The 16,408-nt window shown below is 62.3% G+C and carries 14 protein-coding genes; 8 read left to right on the top strand and 6 right to left on the bottom strand.

What is annotated here, in order from left to right:
- Positions 1 to 33 precede the first annotated feature (33 nt).
- A complete protein-coding gene (locus AB6804_RS10285; protein ID WP_370886366.1) occupies positions 34 to 951 on the top strand; it encodes a LysR family transcriptional regulator in 918 nt (305 codons plus the stop codon).
- A 23-nt stretch (positions 952 to 974) separates the two neighbouring features.
- On the opposite strand, the gene AB6804_RS10290 is transcribed toward AB6804_RS10285, so the two are convergent.
- Positions 975 to 2,045 carry a PHB depolymerase family esterase gene (locus AB6804_RS10290; RefSeq protein ID WP_370886367.1) on the bottom strand — a complete coding sequence of 357 codons (1,071 nt, stop codon included), beginning with the start codon at positions 2,043 to 2,045 and terminating at the stop codon, positions 975 to 977.
- A gap of 36 nt (positions 2,046 to 2,081) precedes the next feature.
- Entirely contained in the window at positions 2,082 to 2,507 is a 426-nt protein-coding gene (locus AB6804_RS10295; protein WP_370886368.1) for a CopG family transcriptional regulator, read from the bottom strand.
- Between the two features lie 241 nt (positions 2,508 to 2,748).
- Between AB6804_RS10295 and AB6804_RS10300 the strand changes: the two genes are divergently transcribed.
- From AB6804_RS10300 to AB6804_RS10310, 3 genes are all read left to right on the top strand, one after another.
- A complete protein-coding gene (locus AB6804_RS10300; protein ID WP_370886369.1) occupies positions 2,749 to 3,834 on the top strand; it encodes an alpha/beta fold hydrolase in 1,086 nt (361 codons plus the stop codon).
- A gap of 195 nt (positions 3,835 to 4,029) precedes the next feature.
- Complete coding sequence (locus AB6804_RS10305; protein ID WP_370886370.1) at positions 4,030 to 5,004, top strand: hypothetical protein; 975 nt, start codon at positions 4,030 to 4,032, stop codon at positions 5,002 to 5,004.
- A gap of 39 nt (positions 5,005 to 5,043) precedes the next feature.
- Positions 5,044 to 5,190: a DUF3563 family protein gene (locus AB6804_RS10310; protein ID WP_370886371.1), complete on the top strand. Its 147-nt coding sequence runs from the start codon at positions 5,044 to 5,046 to the stop codon at positions 5,188 to 5,190.
- A gap of 90 nt (positions 5,191 to 5,280) precedes the next feature.
- On the opposite strand, the gene AB6804_RS10315 is transcribed toward AB6804_RS10310, so the two are convergent.
- Both AB6804_RS10315 and AB6804_RS10320 read right to left on the bottom strand, forming a co-directional pair.
- Positions 5,281 to 8,187 carry a putative bifunctional diguanylate cyclase/phosphodiesterase gene (locus AB6804_RS10315; RefSeq protein ID WP_370886372.1) on the bottom strand — a complete coding sequence of 969 codons (2,907 nt, stop codon included), beginning with the start codon at positions 8,185 to 8,187 and terminating at the stop codon, positions 5,281 to 5,283.
- A gap of 136 nt (positions 8,188 to 8,323) precedes the next feature.
- The gene (locus AB6804_RS10320; protein ID WP_370886373.1) at positions 8,324 to 8,974 is read right to left on the bottom strand and encodes a hypothetical protein; all 651 of its coding nucleotides are present in this window, start codon (positions 8,972 to 8,974) and stop codon (positions 8,324 to 8,326) included.
- A 462-nt stretch (positions 8,975 to 9,436) separates the two neighbouring features.
- On the opposite strand from AB6804_RS10320, the gene AB6804_RS10325 reads away from it, so the two are divergent.
- Entirely contained in the window at positions 9,437 to 10,567 is a 1,131-nt protein-coding gene (locus AB6804_RS10325) for a porin (protein WP_370886374.1), read from the top strand.
- A gap of 10 nt (positions 10,568 to 10,577) precedes the next feature.
- Positions 10,578 to 10,856: a DUF3253 domain-containing protein gene (locus tag AB6804_RS10330; protein WP_370886375.1), complete on the top strand. Its 279-nt coding sequence runs from the start codon at positions 10,578 to 10,580 to the stop codon at positions 10,854 to 10,856.
- A gap of 8 nt (positions 10,857 to 10,864) precedes the next feature.
- On the opposite strand, the gene AB6804_RS10335 is transcribed toward AB6804_RS10330, so the two are convergent.
- Both AB6804_RS10335 and AB6804_RS10340 read right to left on the bottom strand, forming a co-directional pair.
- Positions 10,865 to 11,374, bottom strand: coding sequence for a hypothetical protein (locus AB6804_RS10335; RefSeq protein ID WP_370886376.1), 510 nt, complete (start codon positions 11,372 to 11,374; stop codon positions 10,865 to 10,867).
- A gap of 249 nt (positions 11,375 to 11,623) precedes the next feature.
- Positions 11,624 to 12,514 (bottom strand): sterol desaturase family protein, encoded by an 891-nt coding sequence (locus AB6804_RS10340; RefSeq protein ID WP_370886377.1) that lies wholly within the window; start codon positions 12,512 to 12,514, stop codon positions 11,624 to 11,626.
- A 230-nt stretch (positions 12,515 to 12,744) separates the two neighbouring features.
- On the opposite strand from AB6804_RS10340, the gene AB6804_RS10345 reads away from it, so the two are divergent.
- Both AB6804_RS10345 and AB6804_RS10350 read left to right on the top strand, forming a co-directional pair.
- Positions 12,745 to 13,968, top strand: a complete 1,224-nt coding sequence (locus tag AB6804_RS10345) for a PepSY-associated TM helix domain-containing protein (RefSeq protein ID WP_370886378.1) — start codon at positions 12,745 to 12,747, stop codon at positions 13,966 to 13,968.
- A 207-nt stretch (positions 13,969 to 14,175) separates the two neighbouring features.
- A complete protein-coding gene (locus tag AB6804_RS10350; RefSeq protein WP_370886379.1) occupies positions 14,176 to 16,368 on the top strand; it encodes a TonB-dependent receptor in 2,193 nt (730 codons plus the stop codon).
- The last annotated feature ends 40 nt before the right edge of the window (positions 16,369 to 16,408 follow it).

Below are 16,408 nucleotides of genomic sequence, written 5' to 3' on the forward strand. Positions count from 1 at the left end.
GAATCGTCTGCAAACCATCGTTGCAGAAATGAAATGACGAAGCTACCGGATTTCGAGGGCCTGGCGATGTTCGCGAAGGTGGCCGAAGAAGGCTCGTTCGCAGCGGCTGCCCGCGCGATGGGCGTCTCCGTCGCGACGGTATCGCGCGGCGTGGCGCGGCTGGAGGATCGGCTAGGCGCGAGGCTGTTCAATCGAACATCGCGGCAACTGGCGCTGACGGAGTTCGGCGGCACTATCGCGGAGAAGGCCGGCGACATTTATCGGCAGGCGGAGGAAGCGGAAAGCGCCGCACGCGAGATGTCGGTGCAGCCGCGCGGACTGGTTCGTCTCGCCGTGCCGATGTCGTTCGGCTTGCGCTGGGTCGCGCCGCTGATGCCCGCGTTCTTCCGGGCGTATCCGGAAGTCTCGGTCGACTTGCATTTGTCCGATGCGACGGTCGATATCGTCGCGCAAGGTTTCGATGCGGCGCTGCGGATCGCCGCCTTGCCGGATTCGTCGCTGGTGGCGAGGCGCTTGTGCCCGGTGTCGCAACTCGTCGTCGCGTCGCCGGACTATCTGGAGCGATACGGCCGCCCGGCGCATCCGCGCGACCTCGCGGGCCGGCCGTGCCTTTCCTACGCTTATCGCGCGGGCAACGCAGTGTGGCGCTTCACGAACGATGCCGGCGAAGAAGAGCCGGTCACGCCGACGGGACCGTTGCGCGTGACGAACGCCGATGCGCTTCTGCCGATGCTGCTCGATGGGCTCGCCATTGCCGAATTACCCGAGTTCATCGCGGGCGAATATCTCGCCGATGGCCGTCTGGAAACAATCCTGACCGACTGGCGGCTGACGCGAGGCGGCCTGTACTTCGTCACGCCATCGGCGAGGGCGCGTCCGGCGAAGGTGACGGCCCTCGGCGATTTCTTCGCGGCGCATCTTTCCGAGCCTGCGTGGCTGCTGCACCGCTGACACGCCAATCACATCGATAACGCTCAGTGCTGCCGAGGATGCGCCAGAAAGAATCGCAGCATGGCGGCGCTGGCGTCGGGACCGGTGGGATCAGTATAGGAGCCGCGTGAACTGCCGCCTGACCACGCATGCGGCGCGCCGTGTATCGTCCAGAACTCCGCCCGCGTGCCTTCCGGCGACACCAGCTTGCGCACGGTGTACTTGCGCGTACTCACCATGTCGCTTGCGGGCGCGGCGGACGCGGCGGTATCGACGCTGAAGCCGCGCAGGATCGCATCGGCGTTTGCGTGATGGACGGTCGTATCCGCATCGCCGTGGAAGACGATGAGCGGACAGGGCGACGGCTGCGTCGTCTTCGTGTGCCCGGGACGCTGGCCGCCGCGCATCGCTGCGAGCGCGGACGGAAGATCGTGCGCCGATCCGGCAGCCAGTCCCGAATGCACGCCTGCCGCAGCGTACAAGTCCGGATAGGTCTGCGCGAGTATCGCCGCCATCGCGCCGCCCGCCGATAACCCCGCGACATACACGCGCTTCGGGTCCACGCTATGACTCGCCATGACTTCACGCGTGATGCCCGCGATCAACGATGGCTCACCGCGCTCACGCGCCTGATCGGCCGGTTTGAACCAGTTCCAGCACTTCGACGGATTCGCCCCTTGCGGCTGGATCGGATAGACGACGATGCAGCCGTGCTCGTCCGCGAGTGTGTTCATTTGCGTGCCGGCCGCGAAATCGTCGGCGTCCTGCGTGCAGCCGTGCAGCATGACGATGAGCGGCACCGGCTCGCCGCGATATCCGCTCGGCACGTAGAGCTTGTAATCGCGCTGCCCGGCGGCATTCGCGTAGCTTTTCCGGCTGAAATGTCCGCGATCCTCGACGGCAGTATCCGTTTCAGTCCGCGTCTTGTGAAAGCGGCCGAAGGGCGTCGTATCGACCTTTGCTTGTTCAGGGCGTTGCCCTTGCGGCGGCTCCACGTGCGTGGATTCGCCGCTTAACGCGCGCCGGATGAGATCGGTGGCGGCGGCGGTGTCGTGTTCCTTGAAGCGTGCAAACGCTTCCTTCATCGAGTCCAGAAAGCCTTCGTTGAGTTTCATTGTGAGGTCCGTTGTTTGTTGGCGTGCATGGCGGCGTTAGCGGATTCGACCCGCGAGCGCAGCTTTGACGGCCGCTGGTGCGTGCAATGCGCCGCGCACCAGAATGGAATCGATCGTGGCCAGCGCGAGCTCGGGCGTCACGTCGGCGGCAATGCTGGCGAGTCCCAGCACCTGAATCTTGAGTCGCTCGTTCGCGGCGCGCACCGCTTCGAGATCGCGCTTTGAGAAGTACTGAAGGCCCAGCACCAGTTCGCGCCGCGTCACCGTTTCCCGAACGACGACCGCGTGAACGGACAGCTGGTTGCGAATGGCCGTGCGAATGAGGTCCGTCCGGTTCGAATAGAAGCCTTCTTCGACGAGCAAGTCGATCTGGCCCAAGTCCACTGGGCCGAGATTGATCGTAATTTTTTCCGTCTCGCCGCCGCGCGAGCGCGACGATTCGGGCGCATCCGTCTTTTCCATATTCGGTTATTCCATCCATTCACCATCCAATGGGATGGTTATAGGCTTATATTTCGCCGATGTCAAACGAATTCACGTTTGCGCGCCTCGATACTGGCGGGCGAATAGAGCGACTGCGGCACCGACCCGACGACACCCGGAACCTTGACTTCCCCCGCCTTTGCGCGCGAGCATGATTGACCCGTGCGATCCGTTTCATACCGGCCGAATTAGTACGTACTCCCTACATCATTGCCTCGCGATGAAGCAGTGCTCCTCCCCGCCGCGGCAACAGATACGTCTATGCATGGCGAGCGATGGCGCGCGCATCGCTTACGCGACGTGCGGTTCGGGGCCGCCGCTCATCAAGGCGGCGAACTGGCTGAGTCATCTCGAGCTGGACTTCTCTAGCCCGGTGTGGAGTCATCTGATGCTGGAGCTGTGCCAGCATCACACGTTGATTCGCTACGATCAGCGCGGCTGCGGCCTCTCCGACAGAGACGTCGCCGACATTTCCTTCGATGCGTGGCTGCGCGATCTGGAAACCGTCGTCGACGCGTGCGGCATCGCGCGTTTTCCATTGCTCGGGATATCGCAGGGCGCATCGATCGCCGTCGCGTATGCGGTGGCGCATCCTGAACGCGTGACTCATCTCGTGCTGCACGGCGGCTATGCGAGAGGACGCCTCAAGCGCACGAACGATCCCGCCCTGCACGAGGAAGCGGAAATGCTCGTGCGTCTCGCTGAGATAGGCTGGGGCAAGAGCAATCCCGCGTTCCGCCAGTTCTTCACCACACAGTTCATACCGGGCGGCAGTCCGGAACAGCATCGCTGGTTCAATGAGCTGGAACGCATGACCACCACGCCGCGCAACGCGGCGCGCATCATGCGCGTCTTCAACGAGATCGATGTGTTCGATTTGTTGCCCAAGGTGGAATGCCCGGTACTGGTGCTTCACGCGAGCGGCGATGCGCGCGTCCCGTTCGACGAAAGCCGCCTGATTGCAGGGATGATTCCGGGTGCGCGCTTCGTCCCGCTCGAAAGCGACAATCATCTCGTGCTCGAAGCCGAGCCCGCCTGGCAGCGATGGCGCGATGAAGTGCGCGGGTTTCTTCCGGCGTTGACCACGCCCGATCCCGCCTTCGCAATGCTGACGCCGCGCGAGCGGGACATCGTCGAATTGCTTGCGGGCGGCCGCGACAACGCGCAGATTGCCGCGCGCCTCGCATTGAGCGAAAAGACCGTGCGCAATCATCTCACCAGCATTTTCTCGAAGCTCGAAGTCGATAGCCGGGGACAGGCTATCGTGCTTGCGCGCCGCGCGGGCTTCGACGACGTTTCTTCGTAGACCCAGCCTGGCCGGGACACGTGTCCCGCTTTCACGCCCAGTGCGCGCCTCATCCCGGCGTCGACCGGGACGCGGGACTCATGTTTTCGCGCATGCGTCTGCCCAGAATGATCTCCAGACGGTGGCGCAACGCTTTCTTCCTTCTTCCGCCGAACCGTCCTTTATCTTCCGACAGACAGTTCACGGAGTATGTTCATGAAAGCCTTTAGTCCTCAAGCCGCCCAGCAACGCTATATGAAATGCATCGAAGCATCGCGCCGCATTCGCTGGGACATCGACCGGGACGTATTACGCGGCCGTCAATTCGACCCGTTGCACAAGTTCATGCCCGAAGGACTGAGCGAAACGGAACGCCTGCCGTTTCTCGATGACGCCGAGCGCCGCCTGATGTCGCAGATTCAGGGCCGCACGTACGCGAACATGTTCGGGCTGATCGAGCGTTTCATCGGCGCGAAGATGATCGAACTCGGCCGTGAACACGCGCTCGCCAATCAGACCGCTTTCGAGGCGATCGTGCGATTCACCGATGAAGAGCTGAAGCATCAGGAACTGTTCCGCCGTGTCGATGCACTGGCGGCCGCCGTCATGCCCCACGGCTATCGCTTCACTGCCAGCGCCGATGACGTCGCCGCGCTCGTGCTGACGAAGTCGACGTGGTCGATTCTTGCGCTGACCTGCTGCATCGAAATCGTCACGCAAGTGCATTACCGGCAGAGCATGGAAAGCGACAGCAACATGTCGCCGCTCTTCAAGGACATCTTTCTGTTTCACTGGCAGGAGGAGTCGCAGCACGCGATCATCGACGAACTCGAATGGCTGCGGGAAGACGCGCGCATCGACGAAGCCGCGCGTGACGAGGCAGTCGGCGATCTGATCGATCTGGTCTGCGCGATAGACGGCCTGCTGCAGACTCAGGCCGCAGCGGATGCCCATTGCTTCCTGTCGATGCTCGACCGCGCGTTGTCCGACGATGAAGAAGCGCGCGTGTGCGCCGGCGTGCTGGATGCGTATCGCTGGCAATACATCATCTCGGGCGTCGAGGCGCCGCGCTTCGCCGAGGTGCTGACGGGCATGGTAAGTGACGCACAAGGGCAACGGCTTGCGGCGGCGCTCGAACCGCTGCACGCCCGGACGCTCATTTGCGGCACGGATGTCTTCGCGCAATCGTGATGGCGCAAGCCGGATCACACGACCAAACGGTGAAATACCATGATCATGTTCTTGTTTTATCTGCTGAACGCCTGGCTCGACGCGAACGAGCGCAAGCGGTGCGATGCCTACGTCTCCGAAGCGACGGATCTTGCCGACGTTGAAAGGCGCATACGAAAGCTCGAAGCAGGGGACGTGCTTCGTTGATTCTTCGAAGCTCGTTTTTCGATGACGCATGCGCCACGCCGGACACAGAAGCCGGCGGCGCATGCATCGACCGCACGGGCCATCACACGCTCATACCGCTTCCGCTTGCAAATAGCGTTTGACTTCAGGGTTGGTCACGAAGCTCGCAGCGGACGAGGCCAAGAGTATGTCGCGGGCTTCTTGCGGCTTTGCAATGGCGAAGCCCTGTACGTAGTCGACGCCCAGTTCCTTCAGCGCATCGAGCGTTTGCAAATCCTCGACCCATTCGGCGATGCTGCGCATGCCGAGGTTGCGCGCGAGGTTGATGATCGCTTCGACGATCGCGATATCGGCGGGATGGTTGCACATCGTGCGCACGAACTCGCCGTCGATCTTGAGCGCATCGGCCGACAGCTTCTTCAAATAGCGCAACGATGTCTGACCCGCGCCGAAATCGTCGATGGCGATCTTCGCGCCCATGTCGTGAACGCGTGCGATGAAACGCTCCGTATGCTCGAGGTCGTGCAGCGCGACGCTCTCGGTGATCTCGATGCACAGGTAATGCACGATGTCCTCGTAACGCGAGAACAGCGCGAAGAGTTCGTCGAGGAAGTGCTCGTCGTTGAGCGAGCCGCCGCTCAGGTTCACGCACACGAAGCGCGTTCTTGAGAGCGATGCGCGGTTCTCGCTCAACCATGCGAGCGTCGTCGCGAGTACCCAGCGGTCGATCTGCACGATCGTGCCCGAGTCCTCGGCGGCGGCGATCAGCTTGCCAGCAGTCGCGACCGCGCCATCCGCGGTGCGCAGTCGCAACAGCATTTCGAAATCGAGCGATTCTCCCGGCGCCTGCATCGACATGATTGGCTGCATCACGAGGAAGAGTCCGTCGGGCAGGCGGCTTTCTCCCAGCGCTTCGATGAGGCTGATTTCGGCGGCGCGTTCCTCGAAGGCGGGCGCACCTTTACGCAATGCGACGAGCCGCGCGTTGCCGCCGCGCTTGGCGGCGCGGCATGCGCGGTCCGCGTAGGCGAGAGCGTCCTGGCCGTGTTCACCCTGCGAGCATTCGACGACGCCGATCGATCCCCTGACTTGGAAGGCGCGCGTATCGACGAGGAAGGGGGCCGCGTTCAACGCGGTGACGAGTTCCTTGCAGCGCGCGATCGCGTCGTCGATCTCCATGCCGGCAAGCACGCACACGAACTCGTCGCCACCGATGCGCCCGATCGGCACATGCGAGCCAAGGCGCTCGACCAGACGCGCGGTGACATGCCGAAGGATTTCATCGCCCGTGCTGTGGCCGAACAGATCGTTGAACACCTTGAAGCGGTCGAGGTCGAGATACGCGAGCGCCCATGCGTCGCTCTTTTCGCATTGACGGGCGATGGCGTGTTCGATCCCGCGCCGGTTCAATAGCCCGGTGAGCGGATCGTGTTCGGCGAGGAAGTGCAGGCGCTCGACGGCTTTGGAGCGGTCCGTGACGTCTTCCAGCGAGCCTTCGATGAAGCCCTTCGCGCGAATGGCTCGAAGCGAGTAGCGGCGTCCGTCGGTTGTCGTGCCGGGCGCGCCCTCGATTTCGATCGAGGCAGATTCATCGCCTTGCAGCAGTTCGTTCAACGCGCGCTCGGCGCCTTGCGCGAAGTAGTCGGCCCAGCGATGCGAACCATCCTGCCCATGCGGCAAGCCGAGCATGGCATGCAGCGCGGGATTGGCGCGCACGAAGCAATGTTCCTCGTTCAACGTGAAGAGGCCAATGGGCGTGACATCGTAGGTATTGCGCAGCTCGATCTGCATCTGACGGCGGCGTTCGCGGTCTTCGCGCATGCGTTCAGCGATTGCGAACGCGCACAGCATGCTCGACGACAGCGCCGTCAAGACGGGACTATGCGCGCCTGCGAGTCCCTTGAAGCCGAACGCCGCCTCCAGCACTTCCGACAGCGTCGCGAAGAGCACGATGCCCATCGACGCGACATACCACAACACCGTGCGCGATCTCGCCTTGAAGACGAGCTGCGCGAGAAAATACGTGAGCACCACGATGCAAAAGCTCGCGCTCGCCCACAGCACGGGAATGAAGTGGGCATAGCTCAGCATGAAGGCAGCGGCCATCAGAATGCAACCGCCGTATCGGACTGCGTGCAGAGTCCAGCGAAGGCCAATCGCTTTCAGTTCGCGGCGGAACAGTTCGACGAAGAGCGTCGCAGTCAGGATGTAGTAGGACGCGAACGTGAATTCGCGCAGAAACTCGATATGGCCGGGCGGAATGAGCCGGCCCATCCATTCGGTATCGAATCCCATTGCGTTGGCCGTCAAGCGCAGATTGCCAACGAGCCATGCGGCAAAAATGACGTACGTCCATTCGTGATTGATGATCGCCGTCACGAATACGAAGATCGCGAGCGTGAGCAGGCCGCCCGTGATCAGCGATGCGCCCTGTTGAAAATCGAGTGTGGTTTCTTCGAGCTTGTCGCGGCTCAGTGCGGTCGCGGTGATGTACGCGGGTCCGGAGAATGTGCCGCGGCAAAGAATGGGGATGTCACGTGTTTGCGCACTGAGTTGCAGCGCAAAGCCCGCTTTGTTGAAGCGAATGTCGCCGTGCGTGCCGTAGCGGTCGCCGGTGCCGAGCAGGGCAGGGGTAGGGGCCGCGCTCCAGCAGGATATCGTTTGCGCGTGCCGCGACGGAAGATCGATGAACGCGGGTACGCTGGTATTGCTTGCGGGCGCTTCGAGCAGAAACCAGAACGGCGTTTGCGCGAGATGGGTGCTGAAACGCGCAGTGGGCGCGATGGACGCCGTATCGCGCAGGCGGGCGATGGCATCGGTGGGCCGCAGCGTCGCGGCCGGATCGGCGATCACGTGGAAGCGAAGCGGAACGGTGCCCGTCGTGTCGAACTGACGCGGCGCCCAGAACATGACCGCGATGGTGCCGAGCGCAATCACGAACGGCGCTACGTATACGGAGAACCGCAGGAACGCCCAACTCGTCAGCCGGTCTCGAAACGTCCACTTATCGCTTGTCATTTAGTGCCCTTTCCTCCTTGGCTACCGCTTTCATCTGGTGGATCGAGATGCTACGACAATCGACAGCGGCAACGCGAATGCGTCGCCGCCGACGATCATCGGTACGCTCGTTATGCCCGGGCGTACGTTTGCTACCTTACGCTTCGCTCAGCGATCGCAGCCCGCTGTACTCGACGCCATCCGCTTGATCCGGCCTCGACGCCACGCTGACATCGATGTCGACATGATTCGTCTCGAAGAAGAAACCATAGAACGAGTGATTGACCGCGGCCCAACGCTGGCGGACCAGCGCAACCGGCTTTGCCATCACCCGATGCGGCATGCCGCCTACGTGCGTCATCGGAAGAAATTCGTTCTGGCCATACACATCGTTGAACAGCATCGCCTCGTACTCCCGGTCGAGCGGTGAACGCGCGGTAATCAGCATCCAGTCGATATCGTTCTCAACGCAATACATGTAATACGCCTTGCACAGCGCCACCTTGACCATCCGGCCGATTGCGCCGCGTGCGACGCCGAGCCGCGTCGCCTCGGCAAGTCGCGCCTGGTTCAGCCAGTCGGGCAGGCGGACGGATTGCTCAACCGCCAGCGGTCCGGATACGTTGGTCTGGATCCGCATCGTACCGAGCGGACCTCCGTCCAGCCGCGATTGCGCGAGCAGCACGACCGTGCCGGGCGCGGCATCGAGCGCCTCGACGTCCATCGTTTCTGCGAATTCCGGCAGGTGACGCCCATAGGCGGCCCGGCGCATTTCGACGGCTTTCGAGAGTTCTGCCTGATCACTCACGATCTTTATCGTAAACGGCAATCTTTCCGTTTTCTTGACTGTGCTTGGCGCCAGGCCTTCTTCGAGCGACGTGAAGCCCAGATGTTGCGTGAGAAGCGCTGAGTCGATGCGGTCCATTTTTTATCCCGTGGATTAAAGAAAGAAAAAAGTGCGCCGCTTTAGGGAATAAGGTTGGCCCCTAAACGCGACGACCAAGATTCTCACGAACGTGCGGGACGTGATGTGTCCCGGCCGGCAAGCCGGGAGTGTCGTGTCGACGGAGCGAGTAGCTTTTACATGAGTATTTACGAGTTCCTTTTTTCCTTAGCGAGTGCACGCAAAAGTCAAGGCGTTTCTTACCTATACGACACGAAGTCGCTAGCGTTCGTGCGTTGCTGGTAGTCTGCGGCCTTCGTATTCAAGACGCCGGATCTTTGACACTGGATCGGCTGCAACTCAATCCGCTATGCAGACAGGCAGATAATGAACCTGAGTTTGAAACGGGACCCGCGATCACTGGCCGTCCTTCTCGCAGGCCTCGGGCTTTACGGCGCGAGCGCGTGCGCTCAGTCGTCCGTGACGCTTTATGGACTCGTGGACACGGCGCTGCGCTACACAACTCATGCCGACACGTCCGGCAATGACCGCCTGCAACTTTCGAACGGCGGCCTGAGCGAAAGTCACTGGGGCCTGCTTGGTTCCGAAGACATTGGCGGCGGCAACAGCGTCGTTTTTCAATTGGAGAATCGCTTTTTCCCGAATAGCGGGACGAATGACCCGGCTTATCCTTTCTTCAATACGGCCTTCGTCGGCATCCGGTCGTCGACTTTCGGGCGTCTGACGCTGGGGCGGCAGGTCAATCCGCTTGCGACGGCCGTGCTGCGCACCTATGTCACCAATGCCTGGCTGCCGACGGTTTATGTTTTCCGCCCGGAGGTCGGCATGGCGCAGGGCGTCTGGACCAGCAACATGGCCAAATACACGGCGCGCTGGCAAGACGTCACGATGGAACTCTCATATGCGTTCGGCGGCGTTGCCGGGGCCTATGGCGCGGGGAGCCAGATTGGTGCATCGGTATCGTATGTGCCGGGCTGGCCGTTGCGGCTGGCCGCGGGCTATCTCGACACGCGCGACGCCGTGAACAGTTCAGCCCACATAAAGTCGTGGACGGCGGGCGGAGCCTATACGTTCGGCAACACATCGGTGAACGCGGGATGGGCGGTGAATCGCGAGGACGGTGCATATGTGGGCAACGCGCCAAACGGCCCCTATACGCCCGCGCTGTTGACGGCGCTGGGATTCACGCAGTTTTCATCGCGGCAATTGTTTTTTGGCGGGGTAACGCAGTTGATTGGCACGCGCACGCACGTGTCAGCCAACTTCTGGCGCACGCTTCAGGATGGCAAGAATGCAAGCGGAGACGGCAACGCGACGCAGTTCCAGGTAGTGGCCGATCACGGCATATCGCGCCGCACTGACGTCTATGTCGAAGCCGATTACTCGCTCTATCGAGGCGGCCTGATCGGTGCGCAATTGCAGGGCGTCAGCGGATTGAGCGCAGCGAACGGATCGACTCAACTGTCCGTCATGACCGGCCTTCGGCATAGCTTCTGAGCATCGAGCGATGACTTCATCGGACCAGGATATCGAGCGTTGCGTGTTCGAATTGCTGGGAAGGCGCGCGGCAACTGCATCCATTTGCCCTTCGGATGTCGCGCGTGAACTCATTCCCGACAGGGAAAGCGAATGGCGCAAGCTGATGCCCGCAATACGGCAAGTCGCCGCGCGGCTGGCGCGAGAGGAAAGCATTCTGATCACGCAAGGCGCGGTGACGTTGTCGCCGGAGTCGATCGATCGCGGTCCGATCCGCTTGCGGCGCGGCCCTCGATTTCCTGCGACTTGATGGCTCGCTCAACCACCCGCTATTCGATAGCTTCCCGTCTTCTTTCCGACGAAGTTGAAGGTTCCCTTGTCGGCGGGCAGCGGCTGCACCTGTTGCCAGTCGAGTTGGCCTTCGATGCCCTTGTATTTGCCCGTCCCTGAGCCAAGGACCGCTTTTCCTGCAATGGTGCCCGCCTTGTGACTGAACGTCTCGACGAACTTGTCGCCGTCCTTGTCAGTGAAGACGCAGAATCCGTTCGCCTCGCCGCCGCTGAATCCGGATTCCACACAGCGCGCAATCACGTTCTGCATCAAGGGCGTCTTGACGTTGTTGGTGAAGGCCATCGTCGCTTCATACAAGTAGACGACGTCCTCGCCGCCTGCGGGTATCGCGCTGATGTCGCGTCCGAGAGCCGTGAAAGTCACATCGATGGGGCCTTGTTTCGGGATCGTCTGCGCCGATACGGCGCTTGCCGCAAAGAACACGATGACCGAAGCCCTCACCAGTTTCTTACTAAAAAGGCACGTCTCGCCTTGCATGACGACACCTCCGTACATTAACCCCGACAAATCACTGCGTTATGCTTATCGATCGTTCGGTTTCCTTAACGGAAGAGAAATCGAAGTCGCCGATGCATACGGTTATAGGGCTTTCAAAGCGAAAGGTCCAGTCATCGGCGAATGATTAGGATATTTGATGAATGTTCGTTCCATCAAGGCGCGATAAGCGGAACGCGCAAAAAAGGCGAAACACTCGTTTCGCCTTTTCCCGAGCACAACGTCGAAGACTCAGGATGCCTTGGCACGCTTCTGCAATTCCGCGGTCGTTTCTCCTCCGCCATTGGGCAGCCAGCCCGGCGGGCGCAACACGAAGCTGACTGCATCGGACACGCTTTTAGCGTTCACCACGTCTTTCGCGAGGCTCGTCCAGTGCTCCGTCTCAACGACGATCGGATTGCGCGATGTAGTCGGCGTGGTCAGTCCATAGCGGCAGGGTTCATCGGCGCGTTCTTCGACATACGTGCCGAACAGTCGATCGAAGACGATCAACACGCCGCCGAAATTCGCATCGAGATAAGCCGCATTCGACGCATGATGCACGCGATGCGATGAAGGCGTGTTGAGCACGTATTCAAGCCAGCCGAGTTTCGGAATCCACGTGGCGTGCAGCCAGAACTGATACAGCAGGTTGATCGACAACGCGGCGAGCACGACTTCCGGCTTCACGCCGAACCATACGAGCGGCGTGAAAAACATCGCGGCGCCCGTGATCTTGCTCGTCCAGCCGAGCCGGTACGCGGAAGAGAGCGTCAACTGGTTGGGCGAGTGATGCACTGCATGCGTCGCCCAGAAGAAACGCATGGTGTGCGAAGCGCGGTGATACCAGTAGTAACAGAACTCCATGCCGATGAAGAGCACCAGCACGGTCAGGGGTGTGTTGCTCGTCACCGTGTGAATGCGATGCTCCCACGCGAACGCGAACACCGGCGTCGCGAGTGAAAGCGGCAGAAACGCAAGCAGCTTGCGGCCGACGAGATCGGCGAGGGAGATCCAGACTTCGTGCCAGCCGAATGCGCGCGCGGTGCCCTTGTGGACGCGGCTGAGAATCAGCGCTTCGAGCATCGACGCTCCGAGCACGATGATGAGCACGTACATCGATAACTTTCCGATCATTTCCATGATGTCGCCATGAGTGGGTTGCGGATGAACGCAACTGTAGTGATGGCGCCCGTTAAAAACCACGCAGCATTTGTTTCGCGAGATGTCGCGGTTGGGCGTGGACGCGCCGAACCTGACGAAAGGCTTGTCCCCGTCGCCTGTCCTGTATAACATTGCGAATAATTCCTATTTACCAACGGGCGTCGAATGACCGCAGCCGCGCGCAAATTTCCTTCGAAGGCAGTGTCAGCATGAGGCCGGTGCTCGTCCGGCTGCACCGCTGGTTTGGCGTCGCGACCGCGCTGTTCCTCTTCGTGTCGGGGCTGACCGGGGCGATCATCGCGTGGGATCACGAGATCGACGCGATGCTCAATCCGTCGTTCTTCCAGGCGCGCACCGGCGGCGCGCCGCTGCCGCCGCTCGAGCTAGCGCGGCGTGTCGAAGCCGCCGATCCGCGCGTCGAGGTCACGTATCTGCCGCTCGGCGTCGAGCCGGGGCATGCCGCGCAGATCATGGTCTGGCCGCGCACGAATCCGTCGACGGGCGCGCCGTATGCGGTCGACTACAACCAGATCGCCGTCGATCCCGCCACCGGCGAAGTGCAGGCGCGGCGCATGTGGGGCGTGGTGTCGCTCGCGCGAATCGATCTGATGCCGTTCCTCTACAAGCTGCATTACACGCTGCATTTGCCGGTGCTCGGCGGCTTCGATACCGGTACGTGGCTGCTCGGCATCGTCGGCATCATCTGGTTTTTCGACAGCGGCATCGCGCTCGTGCTGTCGTTCCCGAGCGTGAAGGCATGGCGAAAATCGCTCGCGTTCCGCTTCCGTCGCGGCGGCTATGCGCTGACCTTCGATCTTCATCGCTCGGGCGGCGTGTGGATCTGGGCGCTGCTGCTGATGATGGCGCTCACCTCCGTTTCGATGAATCTCGCGGATCCGGTCGTGCGGCCCATCGTGTCCGCGTTCTCGAAGCTGTCGCCGTCATTCCTCGAAAACGCCGATCTGGTGCGCCCCGCGCCAACGAGCCAGCCTCCCGCGACACGCGCGCAGATCATTGAAACGGCGGCGCGCGATGCGAAGCGCGAGAACATCGCCGAGCCGATGGGCGCGCTCTATTACGTCCCTGCGATGCAGGCGTACGGCGTCGGCTTCTTCGCGCCCGGTCACGATCACGGCGATGGCGGCCTCGGCAACGCTTGGCTGTACTACAACGGTCACACGGGAACGCTCGCGGGTTCGTCGATCCCGGGCCGCGGCTCGGCCGGCGATATCTTCATGCAGGCGCAGTTTCCGCTGCATTCGGGGCGCATCGTCGGGCTGACAGGGCGGATTCTGATCAGCGCGGTCGGCTTGGCAGTGGCCGTTCTAAGCGCGACCGGTCTCATCATCTGGATGCGCAAGCGGGCGGCGCGCCGGCACTCGGCCGCCGCTGCGGACGCTCGCGCGGCGCGAGGGCGGTCGCTGTCGTCGTGACGCACACGGCTGAAGGCGACAGCGCGGGACGTGGCAATGTCACAAATCGCACGGCCGTTTAAACAATAACGAATCTTATTTACGCTAGAATCCCGCGACAAATTGAGTCGGCCACGCTCCCGCGATGGCCGGCAAGACAAAAAATGCCGCCCGGATTCCATCGATGCCCCGGGCCGGAACCGACCAACATCGACGTACCTCCGATTCATGCCCGTTCTCCGTTCGCATCCCTTGCAGGCCGCGCCTGCGAAGGCGCTGTCGCATCGCGCCGTCATCGTCGCGGCGATTGCCGTTGCTTTTTCCGTTCCGGCCTACGCGCAAACCACCGCCGCCGCCGCTCCATCCGCTGACAACACGCTACCCGCCGTCCGCGTCGAGGCGAGCAAGGAGCAGCTTCCCGGCGATCTCGCCCCGACGTTCGCGGGCGGCCAGGTGGCGCGCGGCGCCGATTTCGGCGTGCTCGGCCAGCAGCGCACGCTCGACGTGCCGTTCAGCATGACGACGTACACGTCGAAACTGATCGAAGACCAGCAGGCGCGCACCATCGGCGACGTGCTCGCGAACGATCCTGCCGTGCGTACCGCGTACGGCTTCGGCAACTTCGCCGAGACGTACATCATTCGGGGCTTCCAGCTCGACGGCGACGATGTCTCGCTCAACGGCCTCTACGGCGTCACGCCACGCCAGCTCGTCGCGACCGATGCGCTCGCGCGCGTCGACGTGTTCAAGGGCGCGAATACGTTCCTGAACGGCGCATCGCCGAACGGATCGGCGGTTGGCGGCGGGCTAAATCTGCAACTGAAGCGCGCCGACGACAAGCCGCTCACGCGTGTCACGCTCGAAGGCACGGCGTCGGGCGAGATCGGCGCGCATGTCGACGTGGGCCGGCGTTTCGGCAGCGAAGGGCAGTTCGGCATCCGCGTGAATCAGGCGAATCACGACGGCGAAACGAGCATCGACGGCGAACATCGCCGCGACAACACCACGGCCGTTTCGCTCGACTGGCGCGGCGACAAGCTGCGGCTCTACGGCGACTTCCTCTATCAGCGGCAGCGCGTGAACGGCGGGCGGCCGACCGTCAACGTCAGCGGCGATTTCATTCCCGAGACGCCCTCGGCAACCTACAACTACGCGCAGACGTGGACCTACAGTTCAATCGAGGATACCGTCGGCATCCTGCGCGCGGAATACGACTTTCTGCCCGGCTGGACGGCCTATGTCGCGGGCGGCATGCGGCACACGGATGAGCACGGCGAGTACTCGTCGCCGACCGTTTCCAATACCGGCACGACCGCGTCGCGTCTCGGCGTGCCGCACAAGGAAGACGGCAGCTCGGCGGAAGCGGGCGTGCGCGGGCATTTCAATACCGGCCCGGTGTCGCATTTCGTGACGGCGGGCGCGTCGATCGTGCGCGTCGATTCGATGTCGGCCTATACGTTCGCCGGCGCGTTCCCGACGAGTCTCTACGACACGCCGCAGGTGCCGTATCCGGCGACCACACTGTCCGCCGGCAATCTCGCCGATCCGGGCACGACGGCGCTCAATCTGATGCGCAGCGCATCGGTGTCGGACACGCTCGGCTTTCTCAACGACCGCGTGCTGTTCACCGTCGGCGCGCGTTATCAGGAATTGCACACGAACACGTTCGATTACACCGGCAAGCAGACGCGCGCCTATAACGATTCGATCACGACGCCGCTGTTCGGCCTCGTCGTCAAGCCGTGGCAGAACGTGGCGTTCTTCGCGAATCGCAGCGAGGCGCTGGCGATCGGCGATTCCGCGCCGAACACGGCCGTCAACTTCGGCGAACAATTGCCGCCCCAGAAGTCGAAGCAGTACGAAGTGGGCGCGAAGTACGACAACGGCAAGTACGGCGCATCGCTCGCGCTGTTTCAGATCGAGAAGCCGCTGACGTACACGAACAGCGCGGGCTACTTCGTCGATAACGGGAACGAGCGGCATCGCGGCGTGGAGGCGTCCATCTACGGCGAGCCGTTGCGCGGCGTGCGCCTGATCGCCGGGGCGACGTACATCCACGCGACGCAACAGGACACGGGCAGCGCGACGACGGACGGCAACATGCCGATCGGCGTGCCGACCTTCATGTTCAACGTCAACGCGGAGTACGACGTGCCGGTGCTGAACGGCCTGACGGTGACGGCGCGCTGGATCCATACCGGCTCGCAATATCTGAACGTGACGAACACGCTGTCGATTCCGGCATGGGACCGCTTCGACCTCGGCGCACGTTACGCGACCGTGCTGTTCGGCAAGCCGACGACGTTTCGCGCAAGCGTGCTCAACGTGGCGAACAAGTCGTACTGGTCGTCGACGATCGGCGGTTATCTGACGCAAGGCGCGCCGCGCACGGTTCTTCTGTCGATGACCACGGATTTCTGATGAACGCGGAGTGAAGCAAGCGCCGCCGGTTCGCGTCTAG

The organism is Caballeronia sp. RCC_10 (assembly GCF_041360715.1).
GTDB classification, from domain to species: Bacteria; Pseudomonadota; Gammaproteobacteria; order Burkholderiales; family Burkholderiaceae; genus Caballeronia; species Caballeronia grimmiae.

Bases quoted from the DNA above. Each gene is read 5' to 3' on its own strand.
- AB6804_RS10285 (WP_370886366.1), top strand. From the start codon at position 34: ATGACGAAGCTACCGGATTTCGAGGGCCTGGCGATGTTCGCGAAGGTG.
- AB6804_RS10290 (WP_370886367.1), bottom strand. From the start codon at position 2,045: ATGAAACTCAACGAAGGCTTTCTGGACTCGATGAAGGAAGCGTTTGCA.
- AB6804_RS10295 (WP_370886368.1), bottom strand. From the start codon at position 2,507: ATGGAAAAGACGGATGCGCCCGAATCGTCGCGCTCGCGCGGCGGCGAG.
- AB6804_RS10300 (WP_370886369.1), top strand. From the start codon at position 2,749: ATGAAGCAGTGCTCCTCCCCGCCGCGGCAACAGATACGTCTATGCATG.
- AB6804_RS10305 (WP_370886370.1), top strand. From the start codon at position 4,030: ATGAAAGCCTTTAGTCCTCAAGCCGCCCAGCAACGCTATATGAAATGC.
- AB6804_RS10310 (WP_370886371.1), top strand. From the start codon at position 5,044: ATGATCATGTTCTTGTTTTATCTGCTGAACGCCTGGCTCGACGCGAAC.
- AB6804_RS10315 (WP_370886372.1), bottom strand. From the start codon at position 8,187: ATGACAAGCGATAAGTGGACGTTTCGAGACCGGCTGACGAGTTGGGCG.
- AB6804_RS10325 (WP_370886374.1), top strand. From the start codon at position 9,437: ATGAACCTGAGTTTGAAACGGGACCCGCGATCACTGGCCGTCCTTCTC.
- AB6804_RS10330 (WP_370886375.1), top strand. From the start codon at position 10,578: ATGACTTCATCGGACCAGGATATCGAGCGTTGCGTGTTCGAATTGCTG.
- AB6804_RS10335 (WP_370886376.1), bottom strand. From the start codon at position 11,374: ATGCAAGGCGAGACGTGCCTTTTTAGTAAGAAACTGGTGAGGGCTTCG.
- AB6804_RS10340 (WP_370886377.1), bottom strand. From the start codon at position 12,514: ATGGAAATGATCGGAAAGTTATCGATGTACGTGCTCATCATCGTGCTC.
- AB6804_RS10345 (WP_370886378.1), top strand. From the start codon at position 12,745: ATGAGGCCGGTGCTCGTCCGGCTGCACCGCTGGTTTGGCGTCGCGACC.
- AB6804_RS10350 (WP_370886379.1), top strand. From the start codon at position 14,176: ATGCCCGTTCTCCGTTCGCATCCCTTGCAGGCCGCGCCTGCGAAGGCG.